General features: G+C 42.3%; 19 protein-coding genes and 1 pseudogene. 10 read left to right on the top strand and 10 right to left on the bottom strand.

Annotated elements, in window-relative coordinates; genetic code table 11:
• Window position 1 precedes the first annotated feature (1 nt).
• The 6 genes from E2R66_RS11375 to E2R66_RS11350 all read right to left on the bottom strand — a co-directional run bounded on the left by E2R66_RS11375 (window position 2) and on the right by E2R66_RS11350 (window position 10311).
• On the bottom strand, window positions 2–2302 hold the full coding sequence (locus tag E2R66_RS11375; RefSeq protein WP_133230562.1) for a Gldg family protein: 2301 nt from the start codon (window positions 2300–2302) through the stop codon (window positions 2–4).
• On the bottom strand, window positions 2302–3237 hold the full coding sequence (locus E2R66_RS11370) for an ABC transporter ATP-binding protein (protein ID WP_133230564.1): 936 nt from the start codon (window positions 3235–3237) through the stop codon (window positions 2302–2304). Before E2R66_RS11370 ends, E2R66_RS11375 begins: the two co-directional genes overlap by 1 nt.
• A gap of 72 nt (window positions 3238–3309) precedes the next feature.
• Window positions 3310–4701, bottom strand: coding sequence for a RagB/SusD family nutrient uptake outer membrane protein (locus E2R66_RS11365; protein WP_133230566.1), 1392 nt, complete (start codon window positions 4699–4701; stop codon window positions 3310–3312).
• 5 nt (window positions 4702–4706) lie between these two features.
• Window positions 4707–8063 (bottom strand): SusC/RagA family TonB-linked outer membrane protein, encoded by a 3357-nt coding sequence (locus tag E2R66_RS11360; protein WP_133230568.1) that lies wholly within the window; start codon window positions 8061–8063, stop codon window positions 4707–4709.
• 198 nt (window positions 8064–8261) lie between these two features.
• Window positions 8262–9383, bottom strand: coding sequence for a FecR family protein (locus tag E2R66_RS11355; protein WP_133230570.1), 1122 nt, complete (start codon window positions 9381–9383; stop codon window positions 8262–8264).
• A gap of 355 nt (window positions 9384–9738) precedes the next feature.
• The gene (locus E2R66_RS11350) at window positions 9739–10311 is read right to left on the bottom strand and encodes an RNA polymerase sigma factor (protein WP_133230572.1); all 573 of its coding nucleotides are present in this window, start codon (window positions 10309–10311) and stop codon (window positions 9739–9741) included.
• 410 nt (window positions 10312–10721) lie between these two features.
• On the opposite strand from E2R66_RS11350, the gene E2R66_RS11345 reads away from it, so the two are divergent.
• A complete protein-coding gene (locus E2R66_RS11345) occupies window positions 10722–10901 on the top strand; it encodes a histone H1 (RefSeq protein WP_133230574.1) in 180 nt (59 codons plus the stop codon).
• Between the two features lie 11 nt (window positions 10902–10912).
• Here the strand turns inward: E2R66_RS11345 and E2R66_RS11340 are convergent, their stop codons facing one another.
• Together E2R66_RS11340 and E2R66_RS11335 are read right to left on the bottom strand one after the other, a co-directional pair.
• Window positions 10913–11107 (bottom strand): hypothetical protein, encoded by a 195-nt coding sequence (locus tag E2R66_RS11340; RefSeq protein WP_133230576.1) that lies wholly within the window; start codon window positions 11105–11107, stop codon window positions 10913–10915.
• A complete protein-coding gene (locus E2R66_RS11335; RefSeq protein ID WP_133230578.1) occupies window positions 11082–12686 on the bottom strand; it encodes a Na+/H+ antiporter in 1605 nt (534 codons plus the stop codon). The genes E2R66_RS11340 and E2R66_RS11335 overlap by 26 nt, the downstream gene beginning before the upstream one ends.
• Window positions 12687–13296: 610 nt before the next feature.
• Between E2R66_RS11335 and E2R66_RS28950 the strand changes: the two are divergent.
• The 6 genes and pseudogenes from E2R66_RS28950 to E2R66_RS11310 form a co-directional block, all read left to right on the top strand.
• A pseudogene (locus tag E2R66_RS28950) lies at window positions 13297–13642 on the top strand (hypothetical protein); the annotation flags it as partial.
• A gap of 830 nt (window positions 13643–14472) precedes the next feature.
• Window positions 14473–14604 (top strand): hypothetical protein, encoded by a 132-nt coding sequence (locus E2R66_RS29115; RefSeq protein ID WP_262710298.1) that lies wholly within the window; start codon window positions 14473–14475, stop codon window positions 14602–14604.
• A 10-nt stretch (window positions 14605–14614) separates the two neighbouring features.
• A complete protein-coding gene (locus tag E2R66_RS11325) occupies window positions 14615–15055 on the top strand; it encodes a cupredoxin domain-containing protein (protein WP_133230580.1) in 441 nt (146 codons plus the stop codon).
• A 10-nt stretch (window positions 15056–15065) separates the two neighbouring features.
• Window positions 15066–16739: a cbb3-type cytochrome c oxidase subunit I gene (locus tag E2R66_RS11320; protein ID WP_133230582.1), complete on the top strand. Its 1674-nt coding sequence runs from the start codon at window positions 15066–15068 to the stop codon at window positions 16737–16739.
• A 72-nt stretch (window positions 16740–16811) separates the two neighbouring features.
• Complete coding sequence (locus tag E2R66_RS11315; protein WP_158288385.1) at window positions 16812–17411, top strand: SCO family protein; 600 nt, start codon at window positions 16812–16814, stop codon at window positions 17409–17411.
• Window positions 17412–17459: 48 nt separating this feature from the next.
• Complete coding sequence (locus E2R66_RS11310) at window positions 17460–18068, top strand: c-type cytochrome (protein WP_133230586.1); 609 nt, start codon at window positions 17460–17462, stop codon at window positions 18066–18068.
• A 114-nt stretch (window positions 18069–18182) separates the two neighbouring features.
• Here E2R66_RS11310 and E2R66_RS11305 read toward each other — a convergent pair whose 3' ends face one another.
• Both E2R66_RS11305 and E2R66_RS11300 read right to left on the bottom strand, forming a co-directional pair.
• Window positions 18183–18380 carry a hypothetical protein gene (locus E2R66_RS11305; protein WP_133230588.1) on the bottom strand — a complete coding sequence of 66 codons (198 nt, stop codon included), beginning with the start codon at window positions 18378–18380 and terminating at the stop codon, window positions 18183–18185.
• A gap of 32 nt (window positions 18381–18412) precedes the next feature.
• The gene (locus E2R66_RS11300) at window positions 18413–18595 is read right to left on the bottom strand and encodes a hypothetical protein (RefSeq protein WP_133230590.1); all 183 of its coding nucleotides are present in this window, start codon (window positions 18593–18595) and stop codon (window positions 18413–18415) included.
• A gap of 378 nt (window positions 18596–18973) precedes the next feature.
• On the opposite strand from E2R66_RS11300, the gene E2R66_RS11295 reads away from it, so the two are divergent.
• From E2R66_RS11295 to E2R66_RS11290, 3 genes are all read left to right on the top strand, one after another.
• Window positions 18974–19678: a hypothetical protein gene (locus tag E2R66_RS11295; RefSeq protein WP_133230592.1), complete on the top strand. Its 705-nt coding sequence runs from the start codon at window positions 18974–18976 to the stop codon at window positions 19676–19678.
• Window positions 19679–19763: 85 nt separating this feature from the next.
• The gene (locus tag E2R66_RS28325) at window positions 19764–20300 is read left to right on the top strand and encodes an MBL fold metallo-hydrolase (protein ID WP_158288384.1); all 537 of its coding nucleotides are present in this window, start codon (window positions 19764–19766) and stop codon (window positions 20298–20300) included.
• Window positions 20257–20637, top strand: a complete 381-nt coding sequence (locus E2R66_RS11290) for a sensor histidine kinase (RefSeq protein ID WP_158288383.1) — start codon at window positions 20257–20259, stop codon at window positions 20635–20637. Before E2R66_RS28325 ends, E2R66_RS11290 begins: the two co-directional genes overlap by 44 nt.
• Window positions 20638–20639 lie beyond the last annotated feature (2 nt).

Genomic DNA, 20639 nt, shown 5'->3' with positions numbered 1-20639 from the left:
GTTATTTTCTTTTACGCCTGATTAAAAATATTGCAGCAAAGAGGAGCAGGGAGCCGGGCAGTAAACCCATCAGCACAAGCTTAAGTGCTGAAAATTGTTTATAGGTAAGATTTAATCTGTTATCTTTTGAATCGGGTCGTGATGTATCAATCGGGAACTGACCATTTGTAAACCAGCCGAATAGGGGAGCAGCAAAATCACGGTTAGCCATTCCCCAGCGTTTAAACTCAGCTCCGCTTAAAAAGTCAGCATCTCCCGTGATTATGATCCGTTGTTGTTTATTGTTTATTTCCCGGCTGAGCGCCAGCGCTGTTGCGAAAGGCTTTTTTTCATCCCCGGTCTCAGGAGAGAAAGAAATGTCGGCAGAATCCAAGACCACCTTGCCTTTTTTACTCCAGGTAGTTTTAACATTGGTCACTAATAAGGGCTCTATTTTGAATGAACCGTTTTGCTGATAGGACAGAGCTGCTGCGCCGGACATCGCAATACCTGTACTGTCTTTAAAAGCCCGGTATAACTGTTTTGATAATTTTGCTGCGGCTTTCGTCAGCAGCGGCACAGCCAGATAAGCCGGGTTGTTCTTGCTTTTTTCTATAAGCATTCCGTCCGTCATCTGAACACCAAGCGGTTCAATAACGGGATTAATAATTTCACGCTTACCGGGTTCCCCTGTTATCAGCAGGTTCCCGCCGGCATTGATGAAATTCCGGATTTTTTTCAGGGCTACGTCCGAGAATGCTGTTCTGGGATCAGCTATTACCAGAGCGGCAGCATCTGCCGGAATATCGTTTGTTTTCAAAGATACGGTATCAGTGTCGAAGCCCTGGTTTATCAGCGCATTTCTGTAAGTTCTCAGATTAACAACAACCCCGTAATCTTTATCACCTAATTTGTCCTTACTTCGTTCGAATTCACCCTGCACAAAAACGATTTTTGGTAATTTTACCATCAGCCGTTTCATTGCGGCTCCCACTTCTGTTTCTGAAGGGAAAACTTCAGTATCATCAAACAGCCTTAAAAAAGTAGTTCTGCCTTTATATTTTAATTGCATAACATACCTGTTGTTTTCTTGCGAGAGATCTATAATTTTTCTGATTTCGGAAGGGGTTTTGAAATTTTCGATATTCGTCTTATAAGAATAAGCCTGCTGTTCGGCTATCTGTTTCAGACTTTTACCCGGATACTGTTTGAAGAGCTCCTGCTCCGCGCTCGGTTCATCATAATAGTAAACATATTTAAGCTTAATATTAGGCTTAAAACGCATGTATTGCTGCCATCGATCCAGATCTTTGTTCCTTTCTTCCGGCTGTCCGGACCGGTATAGATAGTCAACGAGGTTGATATAAGAAGTGACCTCTAAAGGTTCTTCGCCCAGTTCTTTAATGATCTTTTGAGTCGCTGGTGTCAGTGTTTGCGTATTACCTCTTGTAGCATCGTAATAGGCAATAAATCCGGGCAATGATGTAATGTAGCCTATAGCCAGCGCTATGGCCAGGACTGTAAAATACCTGGCGGTGATCTGTAAGGCGGATTTTGATTCCCTGCCGGACTGCAGTTTTATTATACTGAAGCTAATAAACATCAGCACAATAATTACGAAGTAAATTATCTGGTTAGTGCTGATCAAGCCATAAATCATTCGTTCAGCACGACCTGATATAGACAGAAAATAAGTCAGGTCTCTCACAAAATCGATTTCCTGCCAAACGGTACCTATATAGGCGAGTATTGCGAAGATAACCAGCGTGCTTATAGCTGCGACAACCTGATAGGAAGTAAGGCATGACATGAACAAGCCAATGGCTGCATACGCGCAAAGCACTAGAAAAATAGCGAACAATCCAGGCAGAACGAAGCCCAGATCAACAGCCTCGATATTAAAAAGCCCGGCTATGACAAATATGCCAAGAATAGCTATCAATACCAGGTTGTAAGCTGCCATAGCCAGAAATTTACCCCAGATAATCTGACTTATTTTAACAGGTGATGAATAGAGCAGTTTAATGGTGCCGTTATTCACCTCACGGCTGATAAGTCCCATGGTCAGGAGGGGGAGGTATAAGTAAATTTTACGTAAAACATCACCTAAGAGACCGCGCTGTAATCCGAATACGGAAATGGTTGCATTTTCTACCCACTGCAAATGAATACCGCCCAGTTCCTGATTAGTAAGAAGCTCCTGTAGCGTTGACGTGTAAGACAATGCGCATTGAAAAAGAAAAACTATCGACAGGAACCATGCAATGGGTGAGTAAAACAGGGTATTAAGCTCTAATTTTGCTATTCTGAATATGATTCTCATTATTTTTTTATGAAAGGTTTATTGGATAATTGCGCAAATATTTCATCGATTGAACTCCTGTCCATAGTGATTTCCCGCAGTTGCCAGCCCCCTGATACACTGGCTTCTATTAGTCTCTCCGTTATCTCCTGATCCCCGTTAAAGTAAACCCTGACCTGTCTTTCCGTTAAGAAATTAACCTTGGTAACCCCGGGCAGTGCAGAGATTTCGTCAGCAGCAGGAGGATTATGCAGGTTTAATAATACACTATGTGGCTCAACGTAATTATTGAAGGCATCCATGGTATCCGCGAAAACTATATTTCCGCCTTCAATCATGGTAATGCTGCTGCAGAGCACCTGAACCTCAGAAAGAACGTGGGAGGAGAAAATAACGGCACGTTCTCGAGCGATTTCCCTGATCAGCGACCTTACCTCTACAATCTGGTTTGGATCCAGTCCATTAGTAGGCTCATCCAGGACGACCAGTTTTGGGCGGTGTATGATAGCCTGCGCTATACCAACCCGCTGCCGGTAGCCGCCCGACAGGTTTTTTATCAAACGGTTGCTGAAATGAGTTATACCGCAGCGGTCTTTGGCATCAGCAAGAGCTGCTTTTATCTTATCCTTTTCAACCAGACGTAACCACGCACAATGTGTCAAAAATTCATCCACAGTCAGGTCTAGGTAAAGGGGGGGAGTTTGTGGCAAAAAGCCAATCAATTTTTTTGCTGCCTCAGGCTGCTTACGCAGATCAATCCCATCTATAAACACATTTCCTTCAGTTTGATTAAGCACGCCGCACATAATATTCATTGTAGTAGATTTGCCGGCGCCGTTAGAGCCCAGTAAACCAACTATGCCGGTTTGATTGATTTGCAGATTAATGTCCCTGATAGCCCAGGCCGTACTGTAACGATGGGAGAGGTGTTCGATCTTTAAAATTAGATTTTCCATATGTGAAATTTGGGCAATAGGTTATAAGCCGGCAACGTAACCGTTGCCGCCACAACTTCAAAAATTGCTTAATTAATAACCAGCGTTTTGAATGAGATTTTTGTTAAGCGTAATTTCCGACTGGGGAATTGGGAATAGGACACCTGCAGGTGTGAATGACGTTTTGTTAGCCGAAAGCACATTTGCAGCTTGCCCGGTGCGTTTGAGATCCAGCCAGCGGTGCCCCCATTCGGCAAAAAACTCGTGCCTGTTTTCTTTGGCAATGGCATTTAGCAGATCAGCTTTGTTTAATGAAGGTATCACGTCTTCTACTGACCCTAGCCCCGCCCTGGCGCGTATCGTATTTACATCTGAAACCGCAGCAGGCAATTTGCCGAGCTGGGCTCTTGATTCCGCGCGTATCATATACTGTTCGGATAATCGAAACATAATGTAATATTCCGTTGGCGGTACGGAGTAGGTTCCGTGGTCTTTGTATTTATACGGGTATTGGTATGTGGTACCATCCACTACTGTCGATGCTATCCAGGCTGATTTACGCATATCACCGGTCTCAAAGCTATCGGACAGCGATTCGGTAATGGCAAAGTTTGGCGGGGATCCGTAAGCGATTACGTCTCCAATAAAGTTATATCCTTCCTGTGTTGCAAGCACGATAAAATCGCTGGGCATAAGCTGCCAGATCGCTTCCTGGCTATCCTTTAAAAAAATGCTGCCGACTTCAGGAAGAGGTCCGTATATACCGGCATCTATGATCTTTGAAGCTTCTGTCTCGGCATTTGCATAATCTTTCCGGTACAAGTAAGTCCGGGCCAGCAGGGCGGTAGCAGTCCACTTATTTGGTCTCACTTTTCCTGAAGTAGGATATTCAGGCAGTAAGAGCGCCTGGGCATCTTTAAGATCCCTGTAAATTTGATCGTACACAACGCCTTCATCACTTTGGGCAATTACTGCATTCAGTTTGTAGTCGGAACTGGTCACTAATGGCACTCTCCCCCAAAGGTTAACAAGGTAAAAATTGTAAAATGCCCGGTCAAACTTACATTCACCAAGCAGTTGCTGTTTAACAGACTGGGGAAGTGTATTACTTTTTTCGATACCCTCGATGCATGTATTGATCAGCATCAGATTCTTATAGGTGTTCGACCACATTGATTGAATAAAGGTGTTTACCGGTAGTATTTTATTTTGCAGGAACTGGGTTTGTTCCGGATTATTAGTCAGGTCACGCAATTCATCAGCCGATAGACCAGAGTAAATGGTTATGCCGCTATTGATGAAGTCAAAGTCGCTGAGCATATTTATATATATACCCAGCACTGCGGATGTGGCTGTTCCTGAGTCTTTAAATGCCTCTGATACAATAATCTCTGTTTTTGGAGGGGCAACTTCCACAAATTTTTTGCAACCCGTGCTTACCGTTAACAGAGCAATTAAAAGAGTTGCTATATATATCTTATTCATAATTATTAAAATGTTAATTGAATACCTGCTGTTATAATTTTACGGGGCGGAAGAGCAAACGATCCGGGTGACGCCGGGTCAGTTCCTTTGTAATCCGTGATGGTCAGTAAATTTTGCCCCTGGAGGTAAATTCGAAAACTGTCGAACCCTGCCTTTTTAACAATTTTTTCAGGCAGATTGTAAGCGACGGATACATTCTGCAGGCGGATATAAGAGGCGTCAACCCACACCGCATCTGAATCGTAATAATCATTCAGGTCGATACGAAAAGATGACGTTGTTAAATTTTCAAGAGGCGGTTTACCTGATAGTTGTTCTGAGATGACCAGCTGATTACCCAGCCCGCCGCTTAAAGCTCCCGGGAACTGATTGTTCAGGCGAAGCACACCCTTTTGTTTAGTAAAGGAAAACAGAAAGCTAAGCTGGACACCTTTATATGTTAGGTTGTTGCCTAAACCACCAAAGTAAGACGGGGTATTGTTTTTATAAATAAAGTCGCTGTTCCCGAACATGTCAACAGTACCATCCCCGTTGACGTCCGCGAATGTATAAAAGCCTGTTGCCGGGTCTACACCGGTGTATTGTCTCATGCCTATGCTGTTGATCGACCTGCCGACAGCAAACACATTTTTATAAGTCGAGTTTTCCAGATCGGGAAAGCTAAGCAGCTTGTTATCATTTCTTGAGATATTGAAGGTCGTACGCCAGTCAAAATCTTTGGAACGAATATTTTGCGTTTGTAAAGTGAATTCCAAACCCTTATTTTCCACCAAAGCTGGTAAATTGGTAATGATCGAACTTACCCCCGCAGTCGACGGCAGCGGGTAGCTTACCAGCTGGTTGCCTGAACGATTTCGGTACCAGGAAAGTTCAGTATTAATTCTTCCCTCCAAAAAACCAAGTGAAATCGCAGCTTCTAACTTTTTATTGGTTGTCCAGCTGAATGTATGATCGGCTAAGCGGTCAAGTAATAGTGCAGGAGTGTTTTGATACGGATTATTGTTCGATTTAAAGCTGGATAAATATTGGTAATCCCCCAGGCCGTCACCGCCCACCAAACCGTAAGACGCTCTGATTTTACCTAAGGAAAGGAATGGAAGGGCTTTTTCTATGAAACTTTCTCTGCTGAATATCCACGCAGCGCCTAAAGAACCGAAATTACCAAACTGGCGGTTGCTTGCGAAACGGGAAGAGCCGTCTCGTCTGCCGTTAAGATTAATAACATATTTTTCGTCGTAGTTGTAAGTAACCCTGGCGTATACTGACTGAAACCGGGTATTCAGATAGTTTGCCGAAGTCTGAAAGTCGGTTGCAGCGCCAATATTTTCTAAAAATGAATCTGAAGTAAATCCTTTGGCGGTGATGGCCGAACCTTCGATAACAATATCCTGAAAAGTAGTTCCGAGGAGCGTTTGGATAGCATGTTTATTAATTGTTTTGGTCCAGGTCAAACTCGGTTCGATGATCCAGGTCCGGCTATTGTTAGTGCCGTAGTCAGCCTGACGGTTTGTTCCGTAAGCAGGATTGAAAGAACCGGAGGGGGATAAGGTTGACTGGTTCTGCCTCGTTAGGTTGTAACCAAGGGAGGTGTTAAAATCGAGTCCCGTCAATATGTTGTAACGGATATTTAAATTACTGACAAGGTTAATGGTATTAGCATGATATGGTCTTTTCAGTGCTGCAGCAGCGTAAGGGTAGTTGCTGTTATTATCATATTCCCAGCCAGCAAAATTCAGCTGGCCGTCAGGTGTAAACAGGTCAGGAGCGTTAGGCGCAAGAAATATAAGCGATGTCAGGTCAATACCGGGAAGGTTGCTGGTGGTTGATGAGAAATTCGCTGTTGCCGTTGTTTGTAGTTTGTTATTAAAGGAGCTGTTTGTTAAACTGAGTAAAGCGGAAGCGCGCTGCTCATGGTAATTGCCCTTAAAAGGGGGAGACTGGGTATTATATCCGCCGCTTAGCCGAAAAGTATTGTTTTTATCTCCTCCCGACATACTTAGCTGAGCATCAGTTGTATGAGCTGTTTGTAAAAACTCTTTCTGCCAGTCAGTATATTTATTCTGATCCCAGGACAGCAGGTCGTAACCATTATAAGACTGTGGTTCCTCCTGGTCATTTGCAAAAGCCCTTTTACGCATTTCCAGGTATTGGGCGGTATTCATCAAATTGAGTTTTTTCGTTTGAAGACTGACACCGCTGTAAACTCCTGCAGAGACAACTGTTTTACCAGGTTTTCCTTTTTTCGTCGTTATCAATATGACACCATTAGCACCGCGTGCGCCGTAAATTGCTGTTGCATCGGCATCCTTCAGTATTGAAATACTTTCCACATCGGCGGGGTTGAGACCAAACAGCGGGCTTTGCCCCCCTGCCGGGCTGTCAAAGCCGTTTTGTATGATTCCCCTGTTTTGGTTATTGACAGCACCGGAAATAATCGGTACGCCATCGATAATGTATAGCGGTTCGCTTATAGAATTCACTCCCTGATTCCCCAGTTTAGGTAAATCATTCTGACCTCTTATTTTGATCGAAAAGGGGGTGCTTGAAAACCCGTTTTCCTGCCTTACTTCCATTCCGGGTACCAGGCCTTGTAAAGCCTGCAAAACATTAGTAACAGGTTGTTTACTGATGTCAGCTGCTGTAACAACCGACACGTTACCTGTATTCAGTACTTTCGTAGTTGTACCATAACCAATAATGATTTTAACTTCCTTCAGGGAGTCGATTTTTTGCTTTAAAACGATATCACCAAGAGCTCCGGTTCTTATTTTGAGGCGATAGGTTTCATATCCGATATAACTAATGGCTAACGTACTGCCTTTATAAGCAGAAAATTTGAAACTGCCATCTGCGCCGGTAGTCAGTACAGCTGAGGACAGGCGTGTCACAACATTTACTGATGCTCCTGCTAAAGGATTTCCTCCTTCGGCAATTACGCGTCCGGTAACTGTGAAAGCTGAGTCAGGGGCCAGTACATCTTTGATCTTTTCAAAAAGTGTCTTTTCTCTATCCCTGATCACAATCATTTTGTCTTCAATGGTATAGTCCAGTTCCTGGTTCTTAAAAACTGTTTCCAATACTTTATCGAGCGCAGTATTCTGAAAATTTACGCTGATAACCTGATCAGTTCTTGCGTGTGCGCCAGATACCAGTATACTATACCCGGTTTGCTTATTTATTGCAGTAAAAAGCTGTTTTAGAGTGGCATCTTTTTTTACAAAAGTGATATTCTGAGCAAGTCCGGCAGCACTAACTTGTAAGAATGCAGCTATCAATAAAACAGTCGTGAGTTTCATAATCAGCAGGAATTTATGGACATAGGCCGGAGAAATACAAAAAAAACGGGTGATTTTTTTATACATTTGATTGTCTGTTTGTATACATGAATATTGTTAGAAGCGGTATTTCGCCCGGATCATTCATCCGGGCAGGCATTCAGGCGAAAATCTGAGCGGGGGCGCGGCAAACGCCTTCGCTCTCTTTTGCATGTTACCTTTCAGAGGTTTGTCTTTATTTCTTCATATTGTTTTTTTAGAGGTTTAATAATAGTTTATCAGTAATTACGGTTTCGTTACAATTATTTTATCGCCAGTTATTTTAAACTTTACCTTTTTTGTTAATTCCAGCATACGAAGTACTTTTGAGACGTTATCAAAGTGAGTTATGATGCCGGTATAAACCGTTCCGCGCACTTCGTCGTTTTCATAGTAAACATTTACATTGTACCAGCGTGATATTTTGCGCATAATGCTTTCCAGACTTTCTTCGTTAAATCTGAACATGCCATTTTTCCAGGCGATAGCGTCATCTATATCGGCTTGATTAACAATAAGTTTGTCATCAGCGTATACTGCCTGCTGACCCGGCTTAATAGTTATGCTTTTTAAACCGGCTTCAATTCTTACGCGTCCTTCCAGCAGGGTGGTTCTTGTTGCAGGTTCATCAGCGTAGGTATTTACGTCAAAATGTGTACCGAGGACAGTGACAAGCTGGCCGCGGCTCCTAACCTTAAACGGCTTTTCGGCATTATGTGCCACCTCGAAATATGCTTCGCCCGTAACGTCTACTGTTCTGTCTGCTTCTTCAAATGTTGTAGGGTATTTGATAGAGGAAGCTGAATTTAGCCAGACCTGCGTACCGTCCGATAATATAACATGATACTGCCCCCCGCGCGGTGTAATTAATGTGTTTAGCCCGGGAATAGTATTAGCCGTTTTCGCAGCATTGTAAGCAAGCAGTCCGTCGGAATCTTTACTTACACTGGCTGCACCCTGTGTTGCTAGCCGGCCATTAGGCGCGTTGTTAAGCTGGATCTGCTGCCCGTTGTCAAGTATCAGTACTGCCTTGTTACCGCCAGGCCTGAAATCGGTTACGACTGCCCCGGTGATTTGTGATGATAAAGGCTTCCTGATCATAAAATACGCGCCCGAAGTGATCATTAATAAAATCGATGCGGCCGCAGCAATGCGCGGCCATAATCTTCTTACCGGCGGGTTTTGAATATTGTTTTGAATGTTGTTCCAGACGAGATTTACATCATGAACACTTTCACTCTCATTAAAATAGAATTTTTCATCGGCATCCCGGATTACATACCAGCTCTCCAGCAATGCAATGTCTTCCTCGCTGGCATTGCCAGAGCGGCAGCGGTCAAATAATTCTTTTATTTCTTTATCAGTCATATGTACATAAGGTTAAGTTAACCTTAATAAATAGTAAGGCAGGTTAGATTGCTGCAACAGGTAGAAGAAAATTGAAAAAAGATAAATTAATTTTTAAGTTGTCATTACTCCTGTGATATCATAGTAATTATTCACCGCTCATCATGCGCCGTAATTCGATAAAATTAAACTTTGATGTAAAGTAACATGTGTCCATATGTCTTGCGAACTCTCGTTGCTTAGTCCCGGGTATTGGGTCGTTTCAGAAAATGAACATTGGAATTCCCGTCGGATACTGTGCGGGGGGGCGGGCTCCGAGCGCGGGAGTGAACTTTTTATTAAAAGCTGATAAAACCTGCTGTTAAGTTTCGAGCCGTCATATCATGAACAGCATAACGTTAAATAGCGGGCCTAATTTCACTTTTAATATTTTTAAGGCATTGCTGATCTGTTTGCTCACGGTCTGCTCTGATAGTTCGAGTTTATCAGCGATTTCTTTATGTGTCAGATGTTGTTTTCTGCTCAGCTCAAATACTTCACGCATTTTTTGAGGCAGCTGAGCAATTTCATCTTCAATGAACTGTATAAGCTGTTTTTCACGGATGCGGTGATCCGTTTCGACCTTAAAATTATCCTTGCAGGCCTTTATTGAATCAATGTATTTATTTTTGACCCCGATGTGAGCAATCCTGTTTATTACGGCGTTACGAACAGCCGTGTAGAGGTAGCCTGCAAGCTGTCCTTTAAATTCTATCGCCTCCCGTTTGTCCCACAAGTAAATAAATACCTCCTGAATAATATCATTTGCCTCAGTGCGGTCTCTTAGCTTGTTTAATGCGTGTGCGTGCAAGATAAATTTGTAACGCTCATAAATTGCAGCAAAAGCCAAATGATCCCCTTTCCTTAAAAGGAGAGTTAAATCACTATCATTTAAGCTTGTATGATTCAATTTTGCGGTTTTTATGACGAATTTAGCAAAAAACTATCATTTTGGGAAAGAATAATGCTCAATTTACTTGTCAGGGGCTGATATGGAAATCAAGATGCAGCAACCGGGCTCCTGATTCCATGACGTGTTATACTTAAATTAATTGTTTAATTCTCTTTTTGGCAGATAACCGAACTGCATTTGAAATAAGAATGGTTTAGTATCAAATTGGATTGATAGCAGCTGAATTTTCGACACGATATATTATAAGGTGTGCGGCATGACTTATAAAGTTGTTGGGATTAAAGATAGGGCTGCGATTTTCTATAATAAACCTGGGATTTTGAGTGCTGTGAAAATCGTTTCCGAATAGCGTATTTAGAATTCATTATCTTTGAACCCTAATTACTTATGCTAACAATAAATTATATATGGAAAAACTACAGCAATTAAGAACGCTGCTGGAAACAGCGGAGAAGGAAGGCCAGGCCTTTTATGAGAAAAACAACAATGCAGCAGGTACACGTTTGCGTAATGCTCTTCAGCAGATGAAGGCACTGGCTACAGATCTGCGCAAAGAAGTGACAGAAAAAAAGAATACCGTTAAATAGCAATAATTAATTCACAATAACTGTTTTGGGAAAGCCATGCCGTAAACAGGTGTGGCTTTATTTGTTTTATCAGCAAAAACATCCGGCAACAGTTTCCAGCCGATTCTTTCAAAAAAAACATAGTTCAACAAAAGACGCTTCGAAGCAGGAGAGAAATCCGCCGGAACGGTAAAATTAACTCTACCAGACCAAAATCTTCGTTTCATTAAGATCGACCTGTTTTTCTTCCTTCCGGATCATGGAGTCACTAAATGTCTTTTCTTTTCTTAAATGGTATAGTGTTTTGCGCTGTTGCTCGTATATGTCTTTTAACACCTTGTTATACTGATCAATTTCTTTTTTTCCGGACGCTCCGCAGCTTATGCATCTCAAAGTTTCGGAGGCGTGAGCTATCATATGTTCTAATTCACTTTTGTAACCCCTTATCAATTCATTTGATTCGCATTCTTCCGGGTACTTTTCATGAAGCCAGTCAAGTGACACTTTTGCCAGTCTTATCTGTATACCTGCAAGCTGCTGATCGTCAGGTGTTACTGGATCAATCTCTGTTATTTTAAGACTTTTTATTATAAATGGAAGTGTGAGGCCCTGGAATACAAGGGTTACGAGAATTACTATAAAAGTTATAAAGATGATCAGCTCCCGATGGGGAAATGGTTTCCCTCCGCTGGAGAACATTGGAAGTGAAAGAGCTGCTGCAAGTGATACAACCCCCCGCATGCCGGCCCAGCCTACGATAAAGGATCCTTTCCATCCGGGAGCGGGTTCAGACTTTCGGATGTTTTTAAACAGCCAGCGCGGAATGAAAGTCGCGGGGTAGATCCACATCATCCGTATGGCCATTATTACCAAACTGACAGCTAAGCTGTATTTGATTGCCTGCGGCAATGAATAGCCGCTCATTCCGTTCATGATTTCAGGGAGCTCAAGGCCAATGAGAATAAAAACAAGGCCATTCAATATAATTATTAAGGTAGACCATACGCTAATCACCTGCAGTCTGCTCTGGCCGTTTGTGAAGATTTCGTGTGATCGGTAGGATAGAAAGAGTCCGCCGCTTACAACAGCCATTACGCCGGAAAAATGGAACTGTTCTGCGGCCAAATACATGAAGTAAGGTGATATAAGCGTAAATACAGAATCGATACTGGCTGTTGTAGGCAAATATCGGTGAATGGCATACATGATATTCGCCACAGCAAGTCCCACAAAAATACCCATAAATGTGACAACAATGAAGGTACCCACCGCCTCATGGAATGAGAATTGCCCGGTAAGGACAGCTGCCAGGGCAAAGCGAAGCACGATTAAACTTGAAGCGTCATTTACAAGGCTTTCTCCTTCCAGTATTGTCGTTATTCTAATGGGGATTTTTACATTTTTGAGTACGGATGTTGCGGCGATAGCATCAGGCGGGGATATAATGCCGCCGAGCAGGAAGCCCATCGGAAGTGTAAACCCCGGAATCATTGCCGTTGCGAGAACGGCCACAATTGTTGACGTAAAGATCACGAGTCCGAAGGAAAGCAGACTTATTGGTCGCCGCCATTTCCAGAAGTCATTCCAGGACGTATACCAGGCCGCCTCGAAAAGCAGCGGGGGAAGAAAAATGAGGAAAATCAATTCAGGATTGATTGAGATTGCGGGTATATGCGGAATGCAGCTGATTAAAAGACCGGCAATCACCAGGAATAGGGGATAGGCGATTTTTAACTTTTGTGCAAGCATAATCAGCATAACTACGGCAGTGAGCAGCAGGAGAAACTGGAATAAGGTGTAGTGCATAGTTTAATTTAATACAATTATATTCAATGTTGCCATCTCCTGCTATATCAGCCTGTATTTTTTGAATTTTCTGATCGTTATTTAAAATCTTTAGTTGGCTGGGGATGCAATTCTCGTATCTGAAATCGCATCAAAATGAATAAAGCTCAGGAGAAGAATTCCTCGTTCCCCGCTGTCGGACTCTACAATATGAAGGTACCTGTATTGATTGAAAAGGCTATCGTAAATCTGGTCGATTAATTTAATCGAGGTAGATTCTTTGATAAACATGTGATTGTTTTGCACGCAAAACAATTGATGAGTAGCTGTAAGGCTAAAATCGCGGTCATAGCCCTTGCTATGAAGTTCCGTAACCCTCCGGGTAAGATCCCGATTCATTTTGACTGATTTAGATACATGGCCCATAACATTTCGTGTTGTTTATTCAATATATTATAAAAACGATGCCTAATTATAATTGCATGATAATCAATATTTTATAGATTTGTTAGCTTTTTGTATATGCGATATATCGCAAAAATCAAATTTGGTTATTAAATATCGCATTCATTTTCAATGCATTGCCGCATCAACGGTGTCAAACAAAACAAAGCCTCGTATCTGATCGCATGAATCTGGCGGATGGCTTAATAGCGTAACGGTGACGTTGGACTTTTTTAGAATTGGCGCTGGCATCAAAGTTCTTATCTAATGTAGAACTGGCTTATCACTGGCAATGGTTTGACAGAGAAATTTTCCTGGTATTGTGGATAGTCATATTCGGGGTGATAGATTTTTTCTGCTTGGTAAATTAACTTTTAATCATGATTCACCAGTACCTTTATATCGGTGCCAAGGTTATTTATTGCCATAATTGTATTGTCGTTTAGAGTTTACATGATTCCGGAATTTTGGGGCTCATCTTTAAATCTATCAGCGCATTTCTGCTGCCAATGCCTACTCAGTATTTTGATATCTGTGTCTGCCCGGTCTTTCTCTTTTCTTACAGCGTCGTTAGTTCGTTAAGACTATCACCTGTAACGGCATAAATACGTTTTATACCAGCTTGTACCAGCATCTCTACTTATTGTTCCGCAACTTTTTTTGACATTATTCTCTGTTTTTAATGGCAGATTATTTTAATGAAAATTTGTTCAGGGGTTTTTATTGCACCGATAATGCAAAAGTAGATTGAGTGTATCTGTAAAAATGTGTTGATAAGTGTTTTGTGGTATGTTCAGCAGTGGCACCTCCATTCGGGTTTTCGCCGAAGCAGGCAGCTATCGATTTATGGTGACGGGGCAGTCGGCGAGTCCGGAACGGTCATGCCCTGCAGAAGCTGCCTGACCAATTTGCATTCTTTGACATCCTTCAGGCATACCATAAAATGCTGGATACGTCCATTGAACGGAATTTCAGGGCTTACTAATTTTGATTAAAAAATCAGCCAAAATGAAATCAACAGAAAATTACTTAAACCGACGAAAAATTACGACGAGAAGTGGGGGATTTTATCATCGGTCCTGATTTTTTAACTACGCTGGTTTACAAGGGTGTTGCTTAAATTGACAAGTAAGATGTTTTAATATGCATGGAATCGGCCTCGGCATATAAAGCCGAATAATCATGTCTGCTGTAAAAAGTTATTTCGAGATACAGCCAATGCCGAAACCTTTGCAGGGCGTAAAGCCCACGTGATAAGGCGCTGTTAAATTAATGTTGCCACAATCCTGATTTTTTTACGCATCAACATAAACTAAAACAGGTGCTCCAAAAATGACTTAAGGAATACCAAATCACTAATGATATGAACAAAAACACAGATTTTGATAAAGATTTCAAACCATTCGGCACCATTGCGTTCGTCGTCATCTTATTGGCACTAACGGCATTAGCCTGGTTTAGCATTTATTTCCTGCAATTAGACAGACACGCTTAACATATCCACTATGAATAAATATGAGATCAGAATAATCGCACTCACGGGCGCAGTTCTTACTATATTTTTATCTGCATTACTTTTCAGCAGTTTTAGCCGGAATATAGACGTACCTGCCTGTATCCCGTATAGCAAGGGCTTCACCAAGCCACATTTCAGGAAACTGGACGACCACAATTATGAAGTCTACGCAGTAGCACATATGTGGACGTTTGATCCCGATGGAATTAGTATTCCGAAAGGCAGTACTGTCGATCTGTACCTGACGTCGGTCGATGTTGTACACGGTTTCAATATCATGAAAAAGGGCGTTAACCTAATGGCTGTACCCGGAGGGGTAAGCAAAACGACAATCGTTTTTTCAGAACCAGGCATTTACAGCGTTGTCTGCCATGAGTATTGCGGAGCTGGTCATCAATATATGATGGGTAAAATCAATGTAACCGATTAAAAATAAACAAATGAATATCAGTAAACCCTACCGCACAGTTATTATTACGGGGCTTTTGATGCCCATGACCCTTTTTATCCTGGGTGCTTATAACGGGGTAATGCAAACTATTTACCGGGCCGGTGTAATTCACAAACCGGCTGTGGCCGGCATCAGCTATTACCAGGGGCTCACGATGCACGGCGTAATCAATGCCATTGTACTTACTACTTTTTTCGCTGTTGTTTTCGGGCACTTTACAACGTCACACTACTTAAAACGAGAACCGCCTAAGTGGTCTTATCAAATTTCGATGATACTGATGGTTGTGGGCACCCTGATGGACCTGGCAAGCATGTTGGCGGGTAAAGCGCAGGCCCTTTACACTTTTTATGCGCCCCTTCAGGCATCAGCGGCATTTTATATTGGCACCGCATTGCTTATTGTCGGCAGTTGGTTCGCATTTGGGGGCTGGATCATCATTTGGTTTGAATGGAAGAAGCAAAATCCAGGCAAAAAAATGCCTATCGCCATTTTGGGCACGTTCGTGAATTTTTCAATGTGGTTTATTTCCACATTGCCGGTTGCCTATGAAACGCTTGTAATCCTTACGCCGTGGTCTTTAGGATGGACCAGCAGCGTCAACGTTCCGCTTACCCGTATGCTGTTTTGGATGTTCGGCCATCCGTTGGTCTATTTTTGGTTACTACCGGCCTACATAGCCTACTATACCGTTCTTCCTAAAGTGGCAGGTGGAAAACTTTATTCGGGGAATGCCGCCAGACTGGCATTTTTACTTTTCCTGATCTTATCTATCCCCATAGGTGTCCATCATCAGTTCAGCGAGCCTGTTTTTACACCAGGCACAAAGATATGGGTCAGTATTCTAACCTACGCAGTAGCATTGCCCAGCTTCATGACAGCCTTTACTGTTGGTGCATCCCTGGAGTACGCGGGTAAAAAACGGGGGGCAAAAGGCCTGTTAGGCTGGATGAGAAGGCTCCCGTATTTTGAACAGGATAATTTCTTATTCGGCTATTTTATCTGTGGTTTGTTTCTGTTTATTTTCGGAGGTATTTCGGGTATTATTAACGCCTCGTATACCTTAAACCAGATGGTGCATAACACAAGCTGGGTGCCGGGACATTTCCATATGACTGTTGCCGGACCCACAATATTGGTTATCCTCGGTATGAGCTTATACATGTATTCTTATGTTTCCGGTAAAGAAATAAAATTTAAAACCTTCGCCGTGATTATTCCCTATGTCTGGATGGTCGGCGTAGCACTTTTATCTCATGGCCTGATGGCCGGTGGGTTGATGGGTGAACCTCGAAGGACCAATATGGGCTTATCTTACACTAACCCCGATAGCCCCCAGTTTAACAAGCACTGGGTTCCAACGACCACCCTCACGCTTGTCGGCGGAATGATCATGGGGTCGGCGGCAATCATCTACTTTGTGGTGTTTTTTGCCACTGCCGCAGGAAAACGGGTAAACGAGCCGCAAATTTCATTGCCGGAATCGGAGGAACTTTATGAAGAAAAGGATGTGCCATTACTATTAAATATGCAGCCATGGCTGGTAATCAGTATTATCCTAATTATGTTCACCTACGTTCCCGCATTGTTGAGTGTGTTTAAGTACGGTTCGCCGGTCAAAAACAAATTTCAAACAGAGAACCCTCAGAATTTAGTAAAGTAGTTTTTGAATATCAAATTTCGAGTCATGGGGAATGTAAGAAATAAAAGGAATGTATCGTTTTTCATCATTGTAATGGCAATACCCATATTATCCTTTACCGCATTTAAGTGGTATGAGCAGCACGTGCAACCTTTGCCTTATTTTGATAAAGGGTTATCGATAGAACAGCAGGGTAAGCCATTGGCATTATCAGGATTTAAGTTTATTAACCAGGATAATGCCCCCCTTGATTCTGGATTTGTTACCGCAAAGGTTTGGGTGATCAATACCTTCTTTACCTCATGCCCGACTATCTGTCCCAAAATAATGGCTAATATGTTGCTCATTCGGCAGGCTTACCGTCAGGATAATGGCGTCAAACTCCTATCCCTGTCAATTGATCCGGCCCATGATACGCCTGCCAGGCTAAAACAGTACGCCGCATTGAAGGGCATCAAAATGGCGCAGTGGCAACTGCTTACAGGGAATAAAAAGGATGTGTATCATTTTGTAAGGAATACCATTTACAGCACTGCTGTGGCCGGCGATGGAGGTGAGGGGGATTTTATTCACAGCGATAAAATTGTGCTGATAGATGGCCGCAAACATATCAGGGGCTATTATGATGGTACGGAAGCGGGTGAAGTGCAACAATTGATAAATGACATTAAAAGACTTGAATCAGAGCACTAGCACCGGCTCCCAAAAAACAACAGATATCTAACAACGATAAAACTCACCATGAAAGAAAAATTGCTTTGTATAGCGTTAATGGTTTGCACAATAATGAAGGCGAATGCTGCAAACCCTGATACACTCGCAGGAAAAACGATATTCACCAGCCAGTGTACTTCCTGCCATGCCATTGGGAGAGTGGTTGTTGGTCCGGCCTTAAAAGATGTTGATAAAAGAAGAAGCGAACAATGGATCATGGCTTTTGTGCGTGGTTCGCAAAAGGTGATAAAAAACGGGGACACCACTGCCAAAAATCTGTTCGAAAAGTTTAACGAAACCGTGATGCCGGATCACCCTGGTTTGACTGATGACAACATCCGTGATGTCGTAGCTTACATTAAAGCGGAAAGTATTAAAACGGAAACACCTGTCGCCTTATCGGTAACGGGTCCAGATGAGAATATTAGTTATAAAAATTCCAGCCTGCTCCATCAGATCATCTTTATCGATGGCTCAGGACCTGGTTCAGATAAACCGATTTCATTTGCAGATTACACCACCTGGATCTTCATTTTCTGCGGTATCTTCTTCTTTATAGGGACGTTATGCCTCGTTGTAAGAGCTAAAAAACTAATTGCCGACCTGAATAAAAAATACGATCTTAAAGAGCAATAGTAATCAATTGCAGGCACCCCCGGATGCTGTATTTCAGCTAACAATGGGTTATATTTCAGGATATCAATTATTTATACAAATCCTGAACCGGGATTATGATTTTAACCCGCCTGTTTAAGCGTTCATTTGCGGCAGGGTTCTTCGATCAACATCTATAACGCTGCCGGTAAGATAGTTGGCGGCTTTTATCTTCAGTCGAACGATGTTTTTAATAAAATGGAAAGCAAGGACGACTTTGGGGGACGACTGTCGTTCGGTGTTGTTGTAAAGTATAGCTTCGACAGTATCGTCGACCGCTTCAGATAAAAACAAATAAAAAAGGCCCGGGAAACCGGGCCAAAACACTAAAAGTCTACCATGGCAACGTTGTTCCCCTGGTCATAAACCTTACAGACCCGCCGTGCGAAGCTTAGTCCGGTCCGGAGGTTAATCAGGTTAATCAGCATACCAACCTGAAAATTTTCAGTTAGGCGGCCATAAATAGCAGTAGCGTCAAAGGGGTTACCTTTAATAAAATAAGTTCTCATAATTTTTTACAGAGATTGTGTTAACCGATTTGGACGTCTTTTTGACCCGGAATCCTAAAATAAGATTTTTTTTTCGAATCTAAAAAATGATACCTGCAACGGGGGGGATTGCTTTTTTTACCTGTTCCGAATAATCAGGTGAGGGCCTTTTCAGTCTTTATACTGAAAAGCTGTATTTGGCGATATCAGCTTCATTGCATAAATCATCGCCAAAGAAAGCTTGCTGATAGATCAATGCAGTATGTAAATGTTCAGGTCGTTGACGAAAATTTAATGATGCGTAAAACACAGTTATCAACAGGCTGGAATTCTTTCAACAACGCTGGGTTGTCAGATAGCACCTGATTATCTTTATGACCATATCAATTTAAACTTTTGATGGCACAATATTATTCAGTAAGTGATTTTGTAACCCTTGTCAGTGGGCAAAAGGTTATGGCAAAGTCTACGCCTGAGCAACAGCGGAATATTTATCTCTGGCTTAAAAAACAGGGCTTTGGTCAGGCCCTGCTAAATAAAAGAAACATATTTTTTCAGATTAAAGATGGAGCGCTTTTACCCTCATCTGTTATTGCTATGCGTTATGCATTCCTGCAGTTTTTGGAATCGGAGGCATTTATCAACTGGCCGGAAGGAGTGAGCAGGCATGACCTTTTGGAATGGTTTTATAATACCAGTCCACCTAAACGAAATGAGGCTTTTAAGGCCAGTTTGTTTACCGAATTAACGGGTGAGCAAATCCATCAGTACAAAATGGCGGATGACGCCTGCTACCGCCACAGGTGGCATATAGACCAGCTGGTTAGTCAGCTGAACAAATGGGGTTTCAGAAAGAGGATCGACGAAAAAAGTACTTTTTCGAAAAATGCTGAGCTGTATTATAAGCAGATCGAGAAAGGGCAATATCTTATCTTCAATCACTTCAATAAAGAACTCGCGGGAAGTGCGGACGGTTTTGATTGTTGGTTAGTGCCGTTCCGAAGCGAATCTGAAATAGGGCGTGTGATGAAGCCCGAAGCCAAGGATATCCGTCTTTCTTTTCAGCTTGATCGTGATATCGAATTGGTTTCAAAATATTTCTGAAGGTTAAAGGTAAAATAATCCGATATCATGTGCTCGCAGGAAGGGCGTTGGTTAGAATTAAAAATACAATACAATTTTTTAAATAATGAGTGAGTTTCACCAACAATTTACCATACATCCGATTGGTCAGGGCCTTTTCTATTCGGGTTTCTTAAAATTGCGTGATAGTCGCTTTGATTTCGTTTTCGATTGCGGAAGCAAGAATCCATCAGATTTAAGCAGAGAGATTGCCCGTTATCGTTCGGAACGGCAAATCGACCAGCATGGCCTGGACTTATTGGTGATCTCTCATTTTGACAATGACCATGTGAGCGGAATTGATGAATTGCTGAAAGGAGTAAAAGTTCGTCGGCTGGTTTTACCATTTTTAAATTATCGTGAGCGATTATTTTTAGTGGCGCGAACGCTTTTAGCTGGTCGTGGGTACAAACCTGCCTTAGATTTTACTTTAAGGTTGACGATCGATCCGCTAAGCACCTTAGGCGATAACCTGGATGGGGATGCTCAGGTTTTCTTTGTCGGAGATGACCCCGAACCGATACTGGAGCCTGGAATCCAGGATCAAAAAAGCGGGCGCCGTGATCACCAAAAGTCTGGAGGTGAAACAGGTTCTGTTCTCTAAAAAAAACCTGCGAAGTATCCTTTATAACTTGATAGCCAATGGGATCAAATTTGCAAATGGAAGCACTCCGCTGATCCATATCGCGATCATCAGGAACAACGATAACATTGTTCTCTCCGTTACGGACAATGGTATTGGGATTGCCAAAAATCAGGTGGACATCATTTTTAGTATGTACGGAAGGCTGAATAAAGAATTGGAAGGACAAGGCATCGGGTTGTATCTGGCCAAGAAAATAATAGATGCGGCAAATGGAAGTATATCTGTTAAAAGTGAAATGGGCAAAGGCAGCACTTTTTATATCTGTTTACCAATACCGGTTATGACTGCGGATTAATC

Origin of the sequence: Mucilaginibacter psychrotolerans (assembly GCF_004519315.1) — a bacterium.
Lineage (GTDB): Bacteria > Bacteroidota > Bacteroidia > Sphingobacteriales > Sphingobacteriaceae > Mucilaginibacter > Mucilaginibacter psychrotolerans.
This window is presented reverse-complemented; position numbering and strand designations above follow the sequence as displayed.

What these genes read in the sequence shown, in the direction of transcription:
- E2R66_RS11375 (WP_133230562.1), bottom strand. Translation starts at nt 2,302, where the DNA reads ATGAGAATCATATTCAGAATAGCAAAATTAGAGCTTAATACCCTGTTT.
- E2R66_RS11370 (WP_133230564.1), bottom strand. Translation starts at nt 3,237, where the DNA reads ATGGAAAATCTAATTTTAAAGATCGAACACCTCTCCCATCGTTACAGT.
- E2R66_RS11365 (WP_133230566.1), bottom strand. Translation starts at nt 4,701, where the DNA reads ATGAATAAGATATATATAGCAACTCTTTTAATTGCTCTGTTAACGGTA.
- E2R66_RS11360 (WP_133230568.1), bottom strand. Translation starts at nt 8,063, where the DNA reads ATGTATAAAAAAATCACCCGTTTTTTTTGTATTTCTCCGGCCTATGTC.
- E2R66_RS11355 (WP_133230570.1), bottom strand. Translation starts at nt 9,383, where the DNA reads ATGACTGATAAAGAAATAAAAGAATTATTTGACCGCTGCCGCTCTGGC.
- E2R66_RS11345 (WP_133230574.1), top strand. Translation starts at nt 10,722, where the DNA reads ATGGAAAAACTACAGCAATTAAGAACGCTGCTGGAAACAGCGGAGAAG.
- E2R66_RS11340 (WP_133230576.1), bottom strand. Translation starts at nt 11,107, where the DNA reads ATGAAACGAAGATTTTGGTCTGGTAGAGTTAATTTTACCGTTCCGGCG.
- E2R66_RS11335 (WP_133230578.1), bottom strand. Translation starts at nt 12,686, where the DNA reads ATGCACTACACCTTATTCCAGTTTCTCCTGCTGCTCACTGCCGTAGTT.
- E2R66_RS29115 (WP_262710298.1), top strand. Translation starts at nt 14,473, where the DNA reads ATGAACAAAAACACAGATTTTGATAAAGATTTCAAACCATTCGGCACC.
- E2R66_RS11325 (WP_133230580.1), top strand. Translation starts at nt 14,615, where the DNA reads ATGAATAAATATGAGATCAGAATAATCGCACTCACGGGCGCAGTTCTT.
- E2R66_RS11320 (WP_133230582.1), top strand. Translation starts at nt 15,066, where the DNA reads ATGAATATCAGTAAACCCTACCGCACAGTTATTATTACGGGGCTTTTG.
- E2R66_RS11315 (WP_158288385.1), top strand. Translation starts at nt 16,812, where the DNA reads ATGGCAATACCCATATTATCCTTTACCGCATTTAAGTGGTATGAGCAG.
- E2R66_RS11310 (WP_133230586.1), top strand. Translation starts at nt 17,460, where the DNA reads ATGAAAGAAAAATTGCTTTGTATAGCGTTAATGGTTTGCACAATAATG.
- E2R66_RS11300 (WP_133230590.1), bottom strand. Translation starts at nt 18,595, where the DNA reads ATGAGAACTTATTTTATTAAAGGTAACCCCTTTGACGCTACTGCTATT.
- E2R66_RS11295 (WP_133230592.1), top strand. Translation starts at nt 18,974, where the DNA reads ATGGCACAATATTATTCAGTAAGTGATTTTGTAACCCTTGTCAGTGGG.
- E2R66_RS28325 (WP_158288384.1), top strand. Translation starts at nt 19,764, where the DNA reads ATGAGTGAGTTTCACCAACAATTTACCATACATCCGATTGGTCAGGGC.